Here is an 18,005-nt window from a genome sequence, read left to right as displayed (position 1 = left end):
CGTCGTCGCTCTCCTCGCGAACCGGGGCGGCGTGCTCGCATGCCGATCCGATTCGGGTTGTCGTGGGGGAGTGCGACCGCCGTTCCCGCGAGTCCGCGCGCTCCGCCGGGCCGTCCTGCCGACGGCCCCACCGGTAGGCTCGCAGGGGTGACCGTCGGCGCGCTTTCGGAAACCTGCGGTCCGAACAGATTGCCCCGGGTGTGGATTCGCCCCGCCCATGCCGGGTACATCGGGCCCGAGCTCGGGGTCGATCTGCACGCCCCGGCGGTCGCGGTGCTCAGCGTCGGTCTCGACGGGCCGTTCGAGCTGGAGACCGCCACCCACGGGCCGATCACCACCGGCAGCTGTTTCGCACCCGCGCACACCCCGCATCGGGTGACCGTGCCCGGCGGCTGGATACTGCTGCTGTTCGTGGATCCCGCGAGCACGAGCGCCTCGGCCATCGCGGGGGAGATGACGGCGTTCGACGAACCGTACGGGCTCGGTCATCGCCACGAACGCGAACTCGCCGAGCTGTGTGCCGGGCTCGATCCGGACCCGGATCGCATTGTCGCGCGGGCGGTCTCGGGTCCGGCGCGTGTCTCGGATCCGCGCATCGACCGGGTCGCAGCCGGTATCCGCGACAATCCGAACGACACCTACCGCGCCGAGCCGATCGCCGCGTCCCTCGGCCTGTCCACCACGCACTTCCTGCGGGTTTTCGCCCAGCAGTGCGGGACCACCTTCCGCGGCTACCAGCGCTGGGCGCGCATCGTGCACGCGATGCGGTCCGTGGGCGCGGGCCACGACCTGACCCGGGCCGCCATCGACGCGGGCTTCGCGACCCCCTCGCACTTCAGCGAGACGTTCCACGCGATGTTCGGGATCTCCGCCGCGGCGACGCTGCGCACGGGGATCCATTTCGACCTCGGGACGTAGCGCGGCGGCCAGGACGGCGGGGGCACAACACTCTCGTTCGAGGTGCTCTTCCTCGTTCAGGAGTGCCACGGGCGTGGGAGGCGACCGCGGGGGTGCCCCGCGCCCACTGAGCACACGTGCTGTGTTCACCTGTCCGTTGTCGTCAGGGTGTGCGCTTCCTTGGGGGTGTGAGTCGCCTGTTGTGAGGGCGTGGGCGGCCCGTTGTGAGGCGTGGGTTTGCATGGGAGGGGCGTGAGCCGCCCATCGGCAGCGCGTGCGTTTCGTGGGTGGGGGCGTGCGTCTCGCGACGATTGCCTGTGGCGCGCACGGCCTATCGAAGGTTGCCGATGACGCGTGCTACAGGTCCAGCACCAGCCGCCCACCCGCACACCGGGAGACGCAGATGAGGATGTCGCCCGCGGCGCGCTCGTCCGGGGTCAGGGCGGTGTCTCGGTGCTCGGGTTCGCCGTCCAGCGTACGAACCAGGCAGGTGCGGCAGAAGCCCTGGCGGCAGGAGTAGGCCGTGTCCGGGCGGACCGCGAGCACGGATTCGAGAATGGTGCGATCGGCCGCCACCTCGACCGTCTCGCCGGTGCGCGCGAGGACGACGTCGAAGGGCCTGCCGTCGACAACCGGTGGGGCGGAGAACCGTTCGGAGTACAGGGCGATCTCGGGGCGGTGGCGCAGCGCGTCGGTGATCGTCGCGGTCATGGCGGCCGGACCGCAGCAGTAGACCGCGGCGCCGGGGCCGACGCCGCCCAGCAGTGCCGCCGCGTCGGGCAGGCCGTGGATGTCGTCGGTGCGGACCGTGACGCGGTCGCCGAACTCGCCCAGTTCGCGCAGGAACGGCAGGGTGTCGGCCGCCCGGCCGGTGTAGATCAGGGTCCAGTTCGATCCGGCGCGCGCGGCGGCCCGCACCATGGGCAGGATCGGGGTGATGCCGATGCCTCCGGCCACGAAATGCACTCGGGTGCCGGCGTTTCCGGGCGGCACGAAGGGGAACGCGTTGCGCGGCCCCCGGATCGTGACCCGGGTGCCCGGTGTCAGCGCCTCGTGCACCTCGCGGGATCCGCCGCCGCCATCCGGGATGCGGCGCACCGCGATTCGATAGCTGTTCGCGTCGCGCGGGTCGCCGCACAGCGAGTACTGGCGCAGCCGGCCGGAGGGCAGTTCCACATCCAGGTGCGCGCCCGGCATCCACACCGGCAGTTCCCCGCCGTCCGGTGCGGCGAATCGGATGCCGACCACGTCGTTGTCGCGGGCTTCGATCCGGCGCTCGGTGACGACCACCTCGATGCGGCGATCGTTCTCGGGGGCGGGCGGGGCGTGCCGGTGCACGCGTTCGATCCAGCCCAGGCGCGTGTGGAGGATCGCCGAGAGGGTGCCCATCAGCAGATCGCTCCGACGGCGGCCGTAGAGCGGCGCCGGAATGCGCTGTGCCGGTGCCGAATCGAGCCGTGCGGGATCCGGCTGTCGCGGTGCCGGATCCGACTGCCGCGGCGCGGTGTTCGTGCTCATGCCGCGAGCCGGGCCGCGGGCGAGGTCGCCAGGTACGCGACGGCCTGCGCGGTCGAGCCCATGTTCTCCGGGCTGTAGCGCGGATTGAACATGCTGAGCATGCCCCACAGCAGGGACGGCACCCCGGGCAGCGCGCCGCGCAGCATGGCGCCCAGGATGCGCACGATGAGCCGGGGGTAGCCCAGGTTCGGCAGGCCCGGGTCCTGCCGGACAAGGAATTTGGTGCCGCGCAGCATCAACAGGATGAACGTCGGGAAGGCCACGACGATCGGCAGGGTGCGGCGCAGGTAGCCCATCTCGAAGTAGCCCGCCACGTCGTGGGCCACGTTGCGATGCTCGACCTCCTCGGCGCCGTGCCAGCGGAACAGATCCGCCATGCGCGGATCCGCGCGATGCTTCTCCAGATCGGCGTTCAGCACCCACACGCCCAGCCAAGCGAAGAAGTGCTCGAGCACCGCGATCACGTTGAGCCGCTCCAGCAGTCGCTGATGACGGGCCGTTTCGTCGCCGGTCTCGGCCGGTCCCAGCAGCTTGCGGAACAGGAACTCCATCTGCCGCAGGTAGGGGCCGGAGTCGAGGCCGTGCACGGCCAGCACCTCATCGAGCACCTTGTTGTGGGTCTCGGCGTGCATGGACTCCTGCCCGATGAAGCCGAGCATCTGTTCGCGCAGCTTCTCGTCGCGCACCAGCGGCAGCGCCTCGGTGAACGTGCGGCAGAACATGCGTTCGCCCTCGGGGAGCAGCAGATTGAAGGCGTTGATCACCATGGAGGCGACGGGTTCGCCCGGCATCCAGTGCAGCGGGGTGCCGGTCCAGTCGAAGGTGACGTTGCGGGCCTGCAGGGCGACTTCGCCCGGTTCGGGTGTCTTGCTCATGGGTGATGGCTCCGTATCCGGCTGTGACGGTGGTGATTCCGGCGAGTCAGCGGCTCGCGGCGGGGACCGGGCGGGCCGACGGGTGTCCGGCGCGCAGGAATTGCCCGGCGCCCCAGGCTGTTCCGAGGCCGTCGGCGAACGTCCCGGCGCGGTAGACCGGCTTGCCGTTGACGATGGTCGCGGTGACGGCCCGGTCGTTGCGGTTGACCATGCGATCGAGGCCGAACTCCGGCATGGCCGTCTCGTGCAGCCCGTGCACCGCCGAGTCCAGTCCGGCCGGATCGACGATGGCGATGTCGGCTCGGTCGCCCTCGCGCAGCAGCCCCGCGTCGATCCGATACCACCGCGCGAGTTCACCGGTCAGCCGGTGCACGGCGCGTTCGACGCTCAAGAACGGCTTCCTGCCGTCCTGGGCGCGCAGTACCCGCTCGAGCAGGCGCAGGTGGTAGTTGTAGAACGCCATGTTCCGCAGGTGCGCTCCCGCGTCGCCGAAGCCCATCTGCACGCCGTCGTTGGCGGCGAGCTTGTCCAGGTACTTGGGCCGATCATTGGCGATCGTGGTGCGCCAGCGCAGTTTCGGGCCGTACTCCACCACCAGGTCCAGGTAGGCGTCGACCGGATGCACGCCGCGCTCCTTGCCGACCTGCCCGATGGTCTTGCCGATGACCGTGGCGTCGGGGCAGCCGATGATCTCCGCGTCGAAGAAGTCGCGGTGCCAGATGCGCGGGCTGAACTTGTCGTCGTATTCGCGCCGGAAGCGTCGCCGGTAGCCCTCGTCGCGCAGCAGTTCGTTGCGCTCGACCTGGTCCTTCAGGTGCAGTGCCGCGGCGCCCGCCCCGAACTCCTCGAACACCACCAGGTCGATGCCGTCCGCGTACACCGTGAACGGCACCGGCAGATGCTGCCAGCGGAAGTCGGTGCGCGCGAAGCGATTCAGCAGCGGCGCGGCCCAGAGCATGAAGTAGACCAGGGGCGGATACGCCTTGGAATCGGCCGCGGACAGCAGCGAGGTGCGCAGTTTGGGCCGGCCGAACAGGCCCGAGCTGGCCCAGAAGTACTTGTAGATGTTGGGCCGCAGGTCGATGGTCGGCGCGCTCTGCAGCACCCGGCGATTGCGGCGCAGCACCCGGTTCAGCGCGCGGACCTCCTTCCCGCGCGCATAGGTCGAGGGCAGCGACCGGGACCGGTGGACCTCGCCGTCGATCTTGTCCAGCTTGTTGGACATGGACGAGAGCCCCAGGAAGCCCTCGTCGATGGCCTCGCCGAGCAGCAGCTGCATGCGCTCGATCTCGGCGGCGCTGGGCCTGGTGTCGCGGGTGACGGCGCGATCGAGACCCAGCACGTGGGTGCGCAGGTCCGAATGTCCCAGGAAGGCGGCGATATTCGGGCCGAGCGGCATCTCGTCCAGGGCTTTGGCGTATTCGCCCGGCCCGCTCCAGGTGCGGCGCTCGCCGAGCGTGCGGTGGACCGCCTCGCGCGGCACCGCCTCGACGCGGCTGAAGATGTCGGCGCAGTCGTCGTTGGACGCCAGGATGGTCGAGAGCGAGCAGTTGCCGATCACGACGGTGGTCACCCCGTGCCGAAGCGATTCCGAGAGTTCGGGTTTGACCAGCATCTCGGCGTCGTAGTGGGTGTGCACGTCGAGGAATCCGGGCATGACCCACTGCCCGGCGGCATCGATCACCTCGGTGTCCGGGCCGGGCGTCAGCGGATCGGCCGAGACCTTGACCACGATGCCGCCGCGAATGCCGAGATCGCGGGTCAGCCCGGGTGCGCCGGTGCCGTCGAACCAGGTGCCGGCGGTGATGATGAGATCGAAATCGTCCATGGCGGTGCTGCTTTCTGCCGCGCGGTCAGCGCGAGTGGGCGTCGATGAAGGCGGCCGCGGTCCGGGCCAGGTAGGCGGGATCGCTGAACGGCAGCCAGTGTCCGTACGGGGCGTCGTGCCGCACCAGCGTCGAGACCCAGCGGCCGGTGTCGTCGTACCCGGCGGGGCGGACGGCGATATCGCGGGTGTTCACGAGCAGTTGCACCGGAACCTCGGTGCGGCGCTCGCGCGGGTGGCGCAGGCGCGCAACGATGTTCGCGCGATAGAAGCGCAGGCCCGAGATCATGTCCGCGCGCAGGGTCGGCGCGAGGTGCACCTGATCGGGGGCGGTGCCCTCGACGATGCGCAGGAACAGCTTCCAGATCCGCGCGGATCCGAAGACCCGGAAGAACAGCGCCGGGAGCACCGGAATCATGAAGAACACGGTGTAGGCCGAGGAGATCATCTGGGTGATCGGGCCCCACGCGTTGCGCGGGGTCGGGCGCGCGAGCCGGGTGCGCATCCAGGCGCCCAGGTGATCGAGGTTCGGGCCCGAGACCGAGGTGAACGAGCGCACGCGGCGTTCGGCTCCGGGTTCGCACACCGCTTCCCAGATCTGCACCGAACCCCAGTCGTGGGCGACCACGTGCACGGGCCGGTCGGGGCTGAGTACGTCGATGACGGCGAAGAAGTCCCGGGCGAGCTCCTCGATCCGGAAGGCCGCGACCGTGCCCGGGACGGTCGACTCGCCGTAACCGCGGGTGTCGTAGGCGATGACGCGGTACTTGTCCGCGAGTTCGGGGATGACGCCGTCCCACAGGTGGTGGGTGTCGGGCCAGCCGTGCACCAGCACGACGGGTTCGGCGTCGGAGGCGCCGTATTCGAAGACCGCGATGCTGATGTCGCCGTTGCGCACGGTCGACCGGCGGTCCGGGACGCGCGTCGCCCGCGGTGCGGGAGCGGTGGAATCTGCGAGCTGACCCGGCATCGGAGTCCTTCCGGGCGGGTGCGCGCACACCGCCGAGTACTGTCGGTTCGAAAATGTAGTACCAGCGGTACTTCGATGAGTGTCACGATCTCGGCGAGCAAAGTCAACGTGGGCCGGAACAATGGCGGATACGGTCGTACCGGCGGTATCGGGGAGCGGCCCCGGAGCGAGGCGCGGGTCGCTAGAATCCCGACGGTGAGAGCACGCCCCGTCCGAAGAAGGTTGCCGCTGTGAGGTCGTCCGGGCGTTCGAGCCCCCGCGCGCTGACGCGTGACGAGGTCGTGCAGGGCGCGATCCGGGTCATCGGCCGCACCGGGCCGTACGCCTCCATGGGCGCCATCGCCGAGGAGATGGGCGTCGCGAAACCGCGCCTGTACCGGCTGTTCTCGGACAAGTCGGATCTGGACCGCGCCATCGCCGACTGGATGGTGCGCGAGATCTACCGCTCGATCACCCCGGATATCTCGCTCATGATGCAGCCGCCGCGGGCAACCGTGCGCCGCTTCCTCGAGGCCTACACCGAGACGATCGCGAAGTACCCCAACCTCTTCCGCTTCCTGGCCCTCACCCAGGTCGCCCCGCCCACCGACGGCCCGGGCCTGCCCCTGGACGTGGGCCGCCGCATGGCCGATCAGCTCGCCGAACGCGGTGCGGGCCTGCTCGCGGCGGTCGGCCTCGACACCGACGGTGTCGACTACCTGACCCGCGGCCTGGTCGGGTTCGTCGTCTCGGTCACCGACCTGTGGCTCGGCGCGGACGGTACCCCGACCCCCGAACGCACCGCCCAGTTCGTCGACCGCACAACGGAATCGGTGTGCGCGCTACTGGGCGAGTTCCTGCTGAGCAAGAACGTGGTCGCGGACCCGGATACCCCGGTGGTCGCCACGCTCGCCGCGATCAGCCAGAGTCGCCCGGACTGATCGGGAGGTGGTTCGGCCGGTGGCTCGCGGCCGCGGTCGCTCCGGGAGGCGGCGATCGTGCGGAAAACCGCTCCGGGTCAGCCCTTCTCGTCCGGATCAGGGTCCGCGCCCTGCTGCGGCACCGTGCGCAGCAGCGCCCGGACCGTGCTGCGCAGGCGTTCGGGCGGGAACTCGGCGGGATTCGACAGCACCATCCGGCCCAGCACCTCCACGAAGCCGAGCATCACGGTGCCGATCAGTTCGACATCGGCGTTCCTGGGTCCGCCCCGCAATTCCATTCCCACGCGCAGTAATTCGATGCAGCGGGTCAGGAGCTGATCGCGGGCCGCGGTGAGCAACTCGCTGTAGTCGGCGGGCGCCCCGTCCGCGTGCATGAGGATGAGCCGCCAGCGCATGGGGTCCGCGGCGACCGCCTCGAGGAAGGCCATGACCGCGCCGGTGTACTCCTGATCGGGATCGGACCCGCGCAGTTCGGTGGGCAGCGATCCCAGGACCTGGTTCATGCCGCGCGTGTGCTCGCGATGCAGCAGCGCGCCGACCAGTTCCGGCGCGGTCGGATACAGCGCGTACAGCACGGGTTTGGCGACCCCGGCCTCCTTGGCCACGGCCTGCATGGTCAATTGCGCGAGCCCGTCGCGGCCGACCACGCGCAGGGCGGCGTCGAGCAGTTGGGTCCGGCGCTGCTCCGGGGGCAGGCGCGGGGCGTTGCGTCGCCGGGGGCGCGCGGCCGCCGGGGGTGAGATCTCCCAGACGCCGGCCGACTTCTTCTGCACGGTCACTCGCAAATCATCGCTCGAGACTCTTGGCGACCTGGATCACATATTGGTACTGTCTCATCCACTAAGTCTACGCGAGCGTAGAAATACAGTTCTACGCCCGAGTATTAATTGGGAAACGTGCTTTGCCAGGGGAGGCGACACAGTGACCACGTCAGCCGTACACACGGCGGATAGGGATCGCGTCATTCGGATCGCGATCGACTATTGGCGCTCTCACCCGCAGCGATCGGTGGAAACGCTCGGCCGCCAGACCGTCATGGCGGCCCGCGCGAGCACCGAGTTGGTGACCTCGGTGGCGGCCCGGCGCTTCCCCTATCGGGAGTTCATCAGACAGTGCGCGTTCATGGCCAACGTGTCGGCCGTTCCGACCCTGCTGGTGGCGATTCCGATCGCGGTCGTGGTCGCGATCCAGGTCGGCTCACTGGTGAGCCAGGTCGGCGCGACCACCTTCATCGGCGCGGTGAACGGCCTGGGGATCATTCGCCAGGGCGCGCCCCTGGTGACCTCGCTGATGATCGCGGGCGCGGTCGGCTCGGCCATCTGCGCGGATCTGGGCTCGCGAACCATCCGCGAGGAGATCGACGCCATGAAGGTCATGGGCGTGGATCCGATCCGCCGCCTGGTCGCCCCGCGACTCGCCGCCGCGGTGCTGGTCAGCATGCTGCTGTGCGGGTTCGTGGTCTTCATCGGCTTCGCCACCGGCTACCTGTTCAACGTCTATATCCAGTCCGGCACCCCCGGCTCCTACATCCGCACCTTCGCCTCGTTCGCGGTGGCGGTGGACCTGGTGGTGGCGATATTCAAGGCCGCGGTCTTCGGCGCGCTCGCCGCGATCATCGCCTGCGACACCGGGCTCACCACCAGGGGCGGTCCGGGCGGGGTCGCGAATTCGGTGAACTCCGCGGTCGTCAGCTCCGCCATCATCCTGTTCGGAACCAACGTCATCATCACCCAGATCTACAACACCGTGCTGCCCTCGAAGGTGCTCTGAGATGGCGAATTACGTTCCGCCGGCGCTGCGTCCGGCCCAGCGCGCCGCCGCCGCGCTGCGCGGACCGGCCCAGTTTCCGGTGCGCCTGGGCCACCAGGCCACGGTGTTCCTGGCGGCGCTGGCCGCGATTCCCTTCGTGCTGCGCCACTATCGCAAAGAGGTGCTGCGCCTGATCAGCGATGTCACCTGGGGCAACGGGTCGCTCGTTGTCGGCGGCGGCACCGCGGGCGTGGTGCTGATCCTGTGCGGCTTCGGCGGCGCGACGGTCGGCATGGAATCGCACAGCGCCCTGGATCTGCTCACCATGAGCCCGCTCACCGGGGCCATCTCCGGGTTCGCGACCACCCGTGAACTCGCGCCGCTGCTGGCGACCCTGGCCTTCGCCGCGCAGGCCGGGTGCCGTTTCACCGCCCAGATCGGTTCCATGCGCATCTCCGAGGAGATCGACGCCCTGGAATCGATTGCCATCCGGCCGCTTCCGTTCCTGGTGACCACCCGCATGCTGGCCGCCGCCGTCGCCATCCTGCCGCTGTACAGCATCGGCCTCGCCACCGCCTATCTCACCACCAAGTTCACCGTGCTGGTGCTCGGCGGCACCACCGCGGGCACCTACGACCACTACTTCCACCAGTTCTTCGACAGCACCGACATCGCCTACTCGGCGCTCAAGGTCATCGCCTTCACGATGCTGGCCACCTTCATCCAGTGCTACTACGGGTTCGTCGCCGCCGGCGGACCCGAGGGCGTCGGGGTGGCCGCCGGTCGCGCCATCAAGGTCACGATCATCGCGGTGGTCTTCGCCAATCTGCTTCTCACCATGACCATCTGGGGCATCAACCCCGGCATTCGCATCTCCGGCTGAACGGAACACCCCACGATGACAATGCTTCTCGACCCGAGCGGACGCGGCCCCACGGCACAGCGCCTCGGCGTCGCGGGCGTGGCGGTACTGGCGCTGTTCGCGCTGGTCCTCGGGCTCTTCACACTGCGCTTCCAGGGCGCGTTCGACAGTGCCGTGCGGGTGGTCGCGATCATGACCAGCACCGGCGACGGGCTCCCCGCCCGCGCGGACGTCAAATTCCGCGGCATGCTGGTCGGCGTCGTCGACTCGGTCGACATCGCCGCCAAGGGCAAGCGGCAGCAGGTCCGGATGGACCTCGAACCCGCTGCCGCGCAGTCGATTCCCGGTAACGTGACCGCCCGCGTGGTACCCGCGAACATCTTCGGCGTCACCGCGCTGGAACTGCTCGACAACGGCCCCGCCCCGCGCGGGCTGCGTTCGGGTGCGACCATCGCCGAGGACGCCGCCTCCGCCACCACCGAACTCCAGACCACCCTGACCACCCTGCGCACGGTGCTGGCCGAGATCCAGCCCGAGAAGCTGGGCCGGGTCCTGGGCACCCTGGCCGACGCGCTGGAACCCGGTGCGCGCGTGCCGGGTTCGACCATCGAACGGCTCGACCGCTGGATCACCGAGGTGCACGCCATCCCCGAGATCGGCGGACTGCTGGGCGATCTGGGCGCGGCCGCCACCGCCGTGAGCCGATCCACCCCCGACCTCGTCGACGCCCTGAACGAATCGGTCACCGCGGCGCGCACCCTCGTGGACCGCCGCACGAATCTGGTGGCGCTGCTCAGCTCGGCGGGCACCGCCCTCGACGCCACCAACTCGCTGTTCGCCCGAAATCCGAATTCCGGCAAGGAACTCGTGTCCGGACTGAACGAGACCTTCGGCGCGCTGGCCGCCGACCCGGACGCCATCGGGGTCACCATGGCGAACCTGAACACGGCGCTGAGCAGGCTGGCCGGGGTGTTCACCTACGGGCCCGCCGAACAGATGGTCTGGTCCATCGATGTCTCGTTCACCCCGTTCCGTCAGTACACGGCGGCGGACTGCCCCCGCTACGGCGCACTGGCGGGTCCGCGCTGCGGGTCGGCACCGGAAAGCGCCGCACCGCAGGAGTTTCCGGCGCAGCTGCTGCCGCGTGGCAACGGTGAGGCGCCGGTTGCCGCCCTGCCGGGCCTGCCCTCGATCCCGGGTCTGCCCGCGGTGCCGGGGTTGCCGTCCATCCCCGGTCTGCCCTTCCCGTTCGCGCCCCTGCCCGGTGCCGCGCAACCCGCCGCCGGCCCGATCACGCTCAGCGGGCCCGACGCGCTCCGCGCGCTGACGGGCGGGACGCCCAACGCCGCCCAGGCGATGCTGCTGACCCCGCTGCTGGCGGACGGCTCGCTCACCGTCGCGGCGCACCCGGCGGAAGGAGCCCGGTGATGAAAACGCGTTCGGCCACACTCGGTTTCGCGGTGTTCGTGATCGCGTCCGTCATCGCCACCTACACCATCTGGTCGACCCTGCAACGGTCCGTTCCCGGCGACACCCGCCGGTACTCGGCCGTCTTCGACGATGTGCTCGGCCTGCGCGTCGGCGACGACGTGCGGGTGGCGGGCGTGCGGGTGGGCCGGGTCGAGGAGATCGGTTTCGATCCCGCGCGCAAGGCCCGGGTCGTGCTGACGGTCGAGGCGGACCAGGACCTGCACACCACCACCCGCGCCTTGATCCGCTACCAGAACCTCATCGGGCAGCGCTATGTGGAGCTGGCGGCCGGAGCGGGTGCGGCCCAGGTGCTTTCGGAGGGCGCGACGATTCCGCTCGAGCGCACCGAATCCTCCTTCGACGTCTCGACCCTGCTGGCCGGGTTCGAACCGCTGTTCAGTGTGCTGCAACCGGATCAGGTGAATTCGCTGTCGCAGACCCTGGTGCAGGCGCTGCAGGGTGACGGGGTGTCGCTCAGCGCCCTGATCACCCAGGCCGCCGGTCTGGCCGCCACGTTCCAGCAGCGCGATCAGATCCTGGGCGAGGTGATCACCAATCTCAGCAGCGTGCTGGCGGGCCTGGCCCATCGCAGCGGCGAGCTGGAAACCCTGATCGCGCAATCCAATGCGCTGGTGAGCGGGCTGTACGAACAGGGCGAGACCCTGAAGAACGCCGTCACCCTGGCCGCCGGCTCGACGACCTCGCTCACCGATCTCATCCTGCGGGTCAAACCCGGCATCGCCCAGGCTCAGGCCGACGCGGCCACCGGCGTGCAGCTGCTGCTGTCCAACGGCGCCCGCCTGGACACCGCCGCCGCCGAATTGCCGTTCGTACTGGCGGGATTGGCGCGCATCAGCGGCGACGGCGCGTACATCAACTCGTATATCTGCTCGATCGACGTATCGCTGTGGGGCATTCTGCTGCCGCCCGGGCTGGTATCGCAGATCGGCGGCAACAGCCATTCGGAGGTGTGCCGATGAGGCAACGCATGGCACGGCTGGTCGACCCGTTCGACCGGGCGCTCACCCGCTTCGGGCTGCCCCCGGTATCGCGGATGTGGGCGGCGATCCCGAGCTTTCGGCAGAACCGGCACTGGTGGCTCGGGGTGGGCGTCGGCGCGACCATCCTGGCGCTGCTGGTGGGATCCGGCGTCCTGTCCCGCCTGCACCTGGGACAGGACACCGTCTACGCCGAATTCGCGCAGGCCGGCGGACTGCGCACGGGGGACAGCGTCGACATGTCCGGCATCCAGGTGGGCACGGTGAAATCCGCCCGGATCGAGCGCGGTCACATTCTGGTCGGCATGGCGCTGGATCGCTCGGTGGAACTGGGCGCGGACGCCCGCGCCGCCATCAAGATCTCCACGATTCTCGGCAAGGTCCACATCGCCCTGGAACCGGGGACCGGAAACGAGCTGCCCGGCAACCGCATTCGCCTGGATCGCACCTCGGTCCCGTACAACCTGTCCAAGGTCGTGGACGATCCCACCTACAAGAACTCCTTCGAGCACCTCGAACGAGTCGATCCCGAATTGCTGCGGCAATCCCTCGACGCGGTCACCCGCCAGCTCGGTGACTCGCCCGAGCTCACCGCCCAGGCGCTGGACAGCGTCGGGGCGCTGGCCAAGGTCATCAGTGACCGGCGCGACGAGGTCGATTCGCTGCTGAAGAACATGAGCCAGGTATCGCAACTGGTCTCGGACAACCAGAACAGCGTGCTGCTCCTGCTCACCCGCGGTGAAGCCGTCGGGGAGGCGGTGACCCGGCGGCAGGATCTGCTGCGGGTGCTGCTGGACAACATCGCCGCGGTGTCGAAAGCGCTGCGGGACATGGGCGCCGAGAACGGCGGGCAGCTCGGGCCGCTCATCCAGAACCTGAACACCATGTCCGAGGGACTGGTGAAGAACAGGGAGAATCTGGACCGGCTCTACCGGACCATGCCGGTCACGCTGCGCCAGTTCAACAATGCCTTCGGCAACGGCCCGTACGGCGACATCTACCTGCCCTGGCTGATGTTCCCCGACAACTGGCTGTGCCTGCCGGGCGTGGTGGAGGACTGCCGATAATGCGACGCCTACACCTGCTCACGCTGCTGAGCGCGGTAGCCATCCTGAGCACGGGATGCACGCTGCCCCAGGCCTTCACCTCCTTGCCCGGCAGATTCCTCGGCGACCGCATTCGGATCAGCGCCGATTTCGAGAACACCGCCGGGCTCTACGCCGGCAACGAGGTCGCCATCCTGGGCCTGCCGGTCGGCACGATCGACGCCATCACCCCGCGCGGACCGTACGTGGAGGTCCGCATGAGCCTGGACAAGGGCGTGGAGGTCCCGGCCGACGCGCTGGCCGCGCTCGTCTCCCCGCAATTGATCACGAACCGGCACGTCGAGCTCACCCCCGCCTACACCGGCGACGGCCCGCTGCTGGCCGACGGCGCCCATATTCCGGTGGAGCGCACCAGAACCCCGGTCGACCTCGATCGGATCCTGCGCAATTTCGAACAGCTCGGGCAGTCCCTGCGCGGTAGCCCGACCGACGGCCCCATGGCCAGCCGGACGCTGTTCCCGATGCTGGACGGCAACGGCGACAAGATCCGCCGGACCCTGGACTCGCTGTCCTCGGCGCTCGAGGTCACCCTCGCCAACAAGGACCAGATCTCCACCACCATCGTGAAACTCAACGAGATCACCCAGATCGTGGCCGACAACGACCGGACGGTCCGGGATTTCAGCGCCAGCCTCACCGAACTCATGACCCTGCTGCGTGATCAGGCTCCCGGCCTGCAAGCGGTGCTGAGCCAGCTCGACGAATTCATCACCAACACCAGCACGGTGGTGGCCGAGAACCGGGAACCGCTCATCGCCGCCCTGAACCGGCTCACCTCGGTCACCGGCCAGATGCGCGAGAACGCCGGCGGGCTCACCGAACTCGTCGACATCGCGCCGCTGTTCTTCCAGAACTTCGCCGCCGCCACCAGCACCGAACAGGGCGCGCTGCGCCTGCACCTGCTCACCGACAAATCGCTGCTGGACGGTGAGGCACTGGCACTCTTCTGCGAACGCGTGCAGCTGCGCGCCGACGGCTGCCGGACCGGTCGCACGATGGACTTCGGTCCCGACTTCGGCCTGACCGCCGCGCTGCTGGGACTGACCCGATGAGGGCCCGGCGCGCACTACCGCTGACGGCCCAGGCCGCACTGTCGCTGCTGGCCACGCTCACCCTCGCCGGGTGCGCGGTGACCGTCGACAACGTCCCGCTGCCCCAACCCGGCATAGACGGACCCACCTACACGGTGCACGCGGTGTTCGACAACGCCCTCAACCTGCCCGAACGGGCGCACGTGAAGATCGGCGGCACCGATATCGGCATCGTGACCGGCATCGGAACCGCCGGCTACCTGGCGACCATCGACCTGAGCATTCGATCGGACATCCGGCTCCCGGCCGGAACCCGCGCCGAACTGCGCCAGGCCACCCCGCTCGGCGACATCTTCGTCGCCCTCACACTGCCCGAAACCGATGCCGGCACCGCCGAATTGAACGACGGCGACACCATCGACCGGTCGCACACCTCGGCCGGGGCCTCGGTGGAGGAACTCATGTCCTCGGTCGCCATGCTGCTCAACGGCGGTGCGCTGGAACAGGTCGCGCGCATCACCACCGAGATGAACTCGATCGTGGGCGGTCGCGGTCCGCAACTGTCGCACCTGCTGGTCGAACTGACCTCGGTGCTGGGCGCTCTCGATCAGCGCACCGACCAGCTCGACAGCGTCCTGGTCGGGCTGTCGGGCCTGACCGCGACGCTGAGCGCGCGCAAGGCCGAACTCGGGGCGGCGGCCGAGGCGTTCCCGCCGCTGATCGGCGTGCTCGCGGAGAACAACCGGGCCATCGGCGATCTCGCGGGCAAGGTCTCCACCGCCATGTCCGCGCTCGGCGATTTCGCCGACACCACCGGCCCGCAATTCGTGGGCCTGTTCGAAAGCGTGCAACGGCTGATGGACGGCTTCACCCGGATGGGCGACAACCTCGCGGGCACCCTGGACGGCCTGCACACCCTCTATCCGTCGCTGCTGGCCACGACCGAGGGCACGAGTCTGGCTGTCGCGGCGAAGATCTCCTATCTCAGCATCGGCGCCCTGCACGACCCGCAGGGCAGCCGGCTTCCCGATGGCTCCGACATCCCGGCCTTCATCGGCAGTCTCGCCGAGGTGCTGGCCCGGGTGATCGGCCGTATTCAGGGCGGGACACGATGACCGAGACTACGAAACCGCCGCTGGGCAGCCGAATCGTCGCGGGCGCACTGGGACTGCTCGATCGGGTCACGGTGCGCGGCGCGACCGTGGCGCTGCGCGCGGGGGAGTGGGCGCTGGCACGGCGGCTCACCCTGGCCATCGTGGGCATGGTCCTCATGCTCGTTCTGGGCGGCAGCTATCTGGCCGTGGACATCGTCCGGTTCGATCCGTTCCAGCGCACCTTCGCCGTCCGGATTCTCATGAACGGGTCCGGCGGCCTGCTGCCGGGCAACGACGTCACCTTCCGGGGCGTGCGGGTGGGCAGCGTGCGCACGGTGGAGCTGTCCGATGACGGCGTGGTCGCGGTCGCCGACATCGACTCCGGGACACGGATATCCGCCGACAGCCCGGTCTTCGTGCAGCGGTTGTCCGCGGCGGGGGAGCAGTACCTGGACTTCCAGCCCGCCGCCGATCGCGCGCCGTACCTGGACTCGGAATCGGTCATCGCGGCCGACCGGGTGAGCACGCCGGTCACCGTCGAATCGTTCCTGGCCAACACCGGCGGGCTCATCGCCGGGCTCAACCCGGACCGGCTCACCGTTATCGTGGACGAGCTGGACAGGGCCCTGGCCGACGGCCCCGGCAAACTCCGCAGCGTCATCAGCGGATTGAGCCACGCGCTCGCGGGCATGACCGACCTGCTGCCCCAGACCCGGCAGCTGGTGCGGAACCTCCAGGTGATCGCCGAGACCACCAGCCACGCCCAGCCCGATCTCGGCACCCTCGTGCGCGGGTCGGGGGAGCTGTTCGCCCAGCTCGGCGCCGCCGACCAGGAGGTGCGCGACCTGCTCGAGCGCACGCCCGGGCAACTCGACACCCTGGGCGGGCTGCTCACCGAAACCTCGGACCCCATCACCAATCTGGTCACGAACTTCGTCGCCATCACCCGCGCCGCCCGGCTGCGCACCCCCGCGTTGACGGCCCTGTTCCCCGCCCTGCGGGTGGGCTCGGCGGCGATCGGCGTGGCCGCGCACGACGGGGCCTTCAACACCATGCTCGACATCTGGCCCCGGCCCACCTGCGTGTACGACACCATCCCGGTGTCGCCCGCGCAGGTCAGCGACGGGCGGCTGCGGCTCTACAACTACTGCGTGAGCACCGATCCCGCGCAGCAGCTGCGCGGGTCGGCCAATGCCCCGCGGCCCGACATCCCGGACAACGGAGCGGGCTTGCCGCCCGGCGTCACGGGAAACGAACTGTCCGAGCCCCTTCCGGGGCGTTGACCAGCCAGGAGAAGCGCGCACCATGACTGAGACACCCGAACCGCAGCCGACCGGCACCGAACCCGGCACGGAATCCGCCACCGTGGAGCCGCCGCCGCTCGACGCCGATGGGGCCGTCGCCGTAACAGCAGAGACCACCGCGCCCGTCGAGACCGTGCCGTCGGTCGCGGCCGGCGTCGCAGACTCGGACGCCCCGGTTCCCGCGCCGGCGGCGAAATCCGCTCTGCGCCGTCACCTTCCGCTGGCACTCGCGGCAGCCGGCTGCCTGGCCGCCACCGCCGTCGCGACGGTGTTCGGCCTGCACGACCGCGATCTCACCGCCCGCGAGCAGGCTCGCACCGACGCGCTGCGGGCCGCCTGCGACTACGGCCCGGTTCTGGCGAACTACGACGCCAAGACCATCGACGGCTACTTCGGCGCGGTCCTGGTCGGCGCGACCGGAGCCTGGCAGAAGGAATTCGACAGCACCAGTAAGGATTTGCGCGAGGTCCTGATCCAGGGCCAGGTCACGTCCAAGGCCACCGACGTGCAGTGCGCGCTGAAGACCGCCACCGCGGACACCGCCGACGCACTGGTCGCCATCACCCAAACCATCAGCAGCGCCGGAACTTCCGGCCAACCGCGCACCGGTCAGCTCACCATCGGCCTGTCCCTGCGACAGGTCGACGGGCGCTGGCTCATCGACAAGGTCGATTCGCCGCAACTACCCAAACCCCAGCAGTAGATCAGCATCCGAGGTCGCCCATGTTCGCCGTCGTACTCCTCGCGCTCGCATCCCTGGCCCTGTTCACCGGCTCGACCGCGGCCTCGATGCTGCACCGGAGGGCGGGCATCGTCCGGGACACCGTCCTGCCCCTGTGCCGGGACGACATCAAACCTCTGCTCCGGCAGACGCATTCGTTCCGGGTCACCACCAGACACCACTTCGCCGCCGAACCGTCCCGGGTCTACGCGGCCCTGGAACAGGGCGCGTTCTCGTGGCTGCCGCTGACCGCCGGAATCAGCTATCCGACCCCCGCCCGCGGCGTCGGGGCCGCCCGCAGCTTCAGCACCTACCTGTTCGCCGCCACCGAACAGGTGCTCTCGGACAATCCCAGCGAGCACCTGAGCACCATCGGGTTCCGCACCTCGATCCCGCTGCTGGTGCACTCCTACCGGCAGGACTACCAGCTGGTGCCCGACGCGACCGGCACCACGGTCACCTGGACGCTGCGCGGCCGCCCGGGAATCCTGGCTTTCGTTCCACTGCGCTGGACCGCGCCCCTGGTCCGACCGTTCACGCGCCTGGCACTGGCCCGCCTGTCCAGTCGCCTCTGACGTCCCGGGATCGATCGGCCGCGATCGCACCGATGATTTACCGCCGCCCGCACCGTCTCATCATCGATCGAACGACGATCCCGCACCGCC

17 protein-coding genes are annotated in these 18,005 nt (G+C 69.5%); 12 read left to right on the top strand and 5 right to left on the bottom strand.

The features are described from left to right. Positions 1–147 precede the first annotated feature (147 nt). Positions 148–918 (top strand): helix-turn-helix domain-containing protein, encoded by a 771-nt coding sequence (locus tag ACFVBH_RS06520; protein ID WP_379000353.1) that lies wholly within the window; start codon positions 148–150, stop codon positions 916–918. A 336-nt stretch (positions 919–1,254) separates the two neighbouring features. Here the strand turns inward: ACFVBH_RS06520 and ACFVBH_RS06515 are convergent, their stop codons facing one another. From ACFVBH_RS06515 to ACFVBH_RS06500, 4 genes are read right to left on the bottom strand one after another with little or no spacing between them, the layout of a single operon-like run. Further along, on the bottom strand, positions 1,255–2,415 hold the full coding sequence (locus ACFVBH_RS06515; protein ID WP_379000351.1) for a PDR/VanB family oxidoreductase: 1,161 nt from the start codon (positions 2,413–2,415) through the stop codon (positions 1,255–1,257). Next, positions 2,412–3,290: a metal-dependent hydrolase gene (locus ACFVBH_RS06510; protein WP_354984165.1), complete on the bottom strand. Its 879-nt coding sequence runs from the start codon at positions 3,288–3,290 to the stop codon at positions 2,412–2,414. The genes ACFVBH_RS06515 and ACFVBH_RS06510 overlap by 4 nt, the downstream gene beginning before the upstream one ends. Before the next feature lie 46 nt (positions 3,291–3,336). Further along, positions 3,337–5,118: an amidohydrolase family protein gene (locus tag ACFVBH_RS06505; RefSeq protein ID WP_379000349.1), complete on the bottom strand. Its 1,782-nt coding sequence runs from the start codon at positions 5,116–5,118 to the stop codon at positions 3,337–3,339. 25 nt (positions 5,119–5,143) lie between these two features. Then, entirely contained in the window at positions 5,144–6,085 is a 942-nt protein-coding gene (locus tag ACFVBH_RS06500) for an alpha/beta fold hydrolase (protein WP_354984163.1), read from the bottom strand. A gap of 230 nt (positions 6,086–6,315) precedes the next feature. On the opposite strand from ACFVBH_RS06500, the gene ACFVBH_RS06495 reads away from it, so the two are divergent. Further along, positions 6,316–7,005, top strand: a complete 690-nt coding sequence (locus ACFVBH_RS06495; RefSeq protein WP_354984162.1) for a TetR/AcrR family transcriptional regulator — start codon at positions 6,316–6,318, stop codon at positions 7,003–7,005. 77 nt (positions 7,006–7,082) lie between these two features. On the opposite strand, the gene ACFVBH_RS06490 is transcribed toward ACFVBH_RS06495, so the two are convergent. After that, a complete protein-coding gene (locus ACFVBH_RS06490; RefSeq protein WP_354984161.1) occupies positions 7,083–7,784 on the bottom strand; it encodes a TetR/AcrR family transcriptional regulator in 702 nt (233 codons plus the stop codon). 142 nt (positions 7,785–7,926) lie between these two features. On the opposite strand from ACFVBH_RS06490, the gene ACFVBH_RS06485 reads away from it, so the two are divergent. The 10 genes from ACFVBH_RS06485 to ACFVBH_RS06440 are packed head-to-tail and all read left to right on the top strand — an operon-like array spanning position 7,927 to position 17,915. Continuing rightward, positions 7,927–8,775, top strand: a complete 849-nt coding sequence (locus ACFVBH_RS06485; protein ID WP_354984160.1) for an ABC transporter permease — start codon at positions 7,927–7,929, stop codon at positions 8,773–8,775. Between the two features lies 1 nt (position 8,776). Next, entirely contained in the window at positions 8,777–9,637 is an 861-nt protein-coding gene (locus tag ACFVBH_RS06480; protein WP_354984159.1) for an ABC transporter permease, read from the top strand. A gap of 15 nt (positions 9,638–9,652) precedes the next feature. Continuing rightward, positions 9,653–11,044, top strand: coding sequence for an MlaD family protein (locus ACFVBH_RS06475; RefSeq protein WP_379000345.1), 1,392 nt, complete (start codon positions 9,653–9,655; stop codon positions 11,042–11,044). Beyond that, a complete protein-coding gene (locus ACFVBH_RS06470) occupies positions 11,044–12,066 on the top strand; it encodes an MCE family protein (protein WP_379000343.1) in 1,023 nt (340 codons plus the stop codon). Before ACFVBH_RS06475 ends, ACFVBH_RS06470 begins: the two co-directional genes overlap by 1 nt. Next, positions 12,063–13,151, top strand: coding sequence for an MCE family protein (locus tag ACFVBH_RS06465; RefSeq protein ID WP_379000341.1), 1,089 nt, complete (start codon positions 12,063–12,065; stop codon positions 13,149–13,151). The genes ACFVBH_RS06470 and ACFVBH_RS06465 overlap by 4 nt, the downstream gene beginning before the upstream one ends. Then, positions 13,151–14,242 carry an MCE family protein gene (locus tag ACFVBH_RS06460; RefSeq protein WP_379000339.1) on the top strand — a complete coding sequence of 364 codons (1,092 nt, stop codon included), beginning with the start codon at positions 13,151–13,153 and terminating at the stop codon, positions 14,240–14,242. Before ACFVBH_RS06465 ends, ACFVBH_RS06460 begins: the two co-directional genes overlap by 1 nt. Further along, entirely contained in the window at positions 14,239–15,336 is a 1,098-nt protein-coding gene (locus ACFVBH_RS06455; RefSeq protein WP_379000337.1) for an MCE family protein, read from the top strand. The genes ACFVBH_RS06460 and ACFVBH_RS06455 overlap by 4 nt, the downstream gene beginning before the upstream one ends. Further along, positions 15,333–16,598 carry an MCE family protein gene (locus tag ACFVBH_RS06450; protein ID WP_379000335.1) on the top strand — a complete coding sequence of 422 codons (1,266 nt, stop codon included), beginning with the start codon at positions 15,333–15,335 and terminating at the stop codon, positions 16,596–16,598. The genes ACFVBH_RS06455 and ACFVBH_RS06450 overlap by 4 nt, the downstream gene beginning before the upstream one ends. Positions 16,599–16,620: 22 nt before the next feature. Beyond that, positions 16,621–17,322: a hypothetical protein gene (locus ACFVBH_RS06445; protein WP_379000333.1), complete on the top strand. Its 702-nt coding sequence runs from the start codon at positions 16,621–16,623 to the stop codon at positions 17,320–17,322. 20 nt (positions 17,323–17,342) lie between these two features. Continuing rightward, positions 17,343–17,915, top strand: coding sequence for an SRPBCC family protein (locus ACFVBH_RS06440; protein WP_379000331.1), 573 nt, complete (start codon positions 17,343–17,345; stop codon positions 17,913–17,915). Positions 17,916–18,005: the final 90 nt, after the last annotated feature.

It is taken from the genome of Nocardia sp. NPDC057668, assembly GCF_042799795.1.
Classification (GTDB): Bacteria; Actinomycetota; Actinomycetes; order Mycobacteriales; family Mycobacteriaceae; genus Nocardia.
The sequence above is the reverse complement of the archived record's forward strand: the minus strand, read 5'-3'. Positions and strand labels throughout refer to the sequence as shown.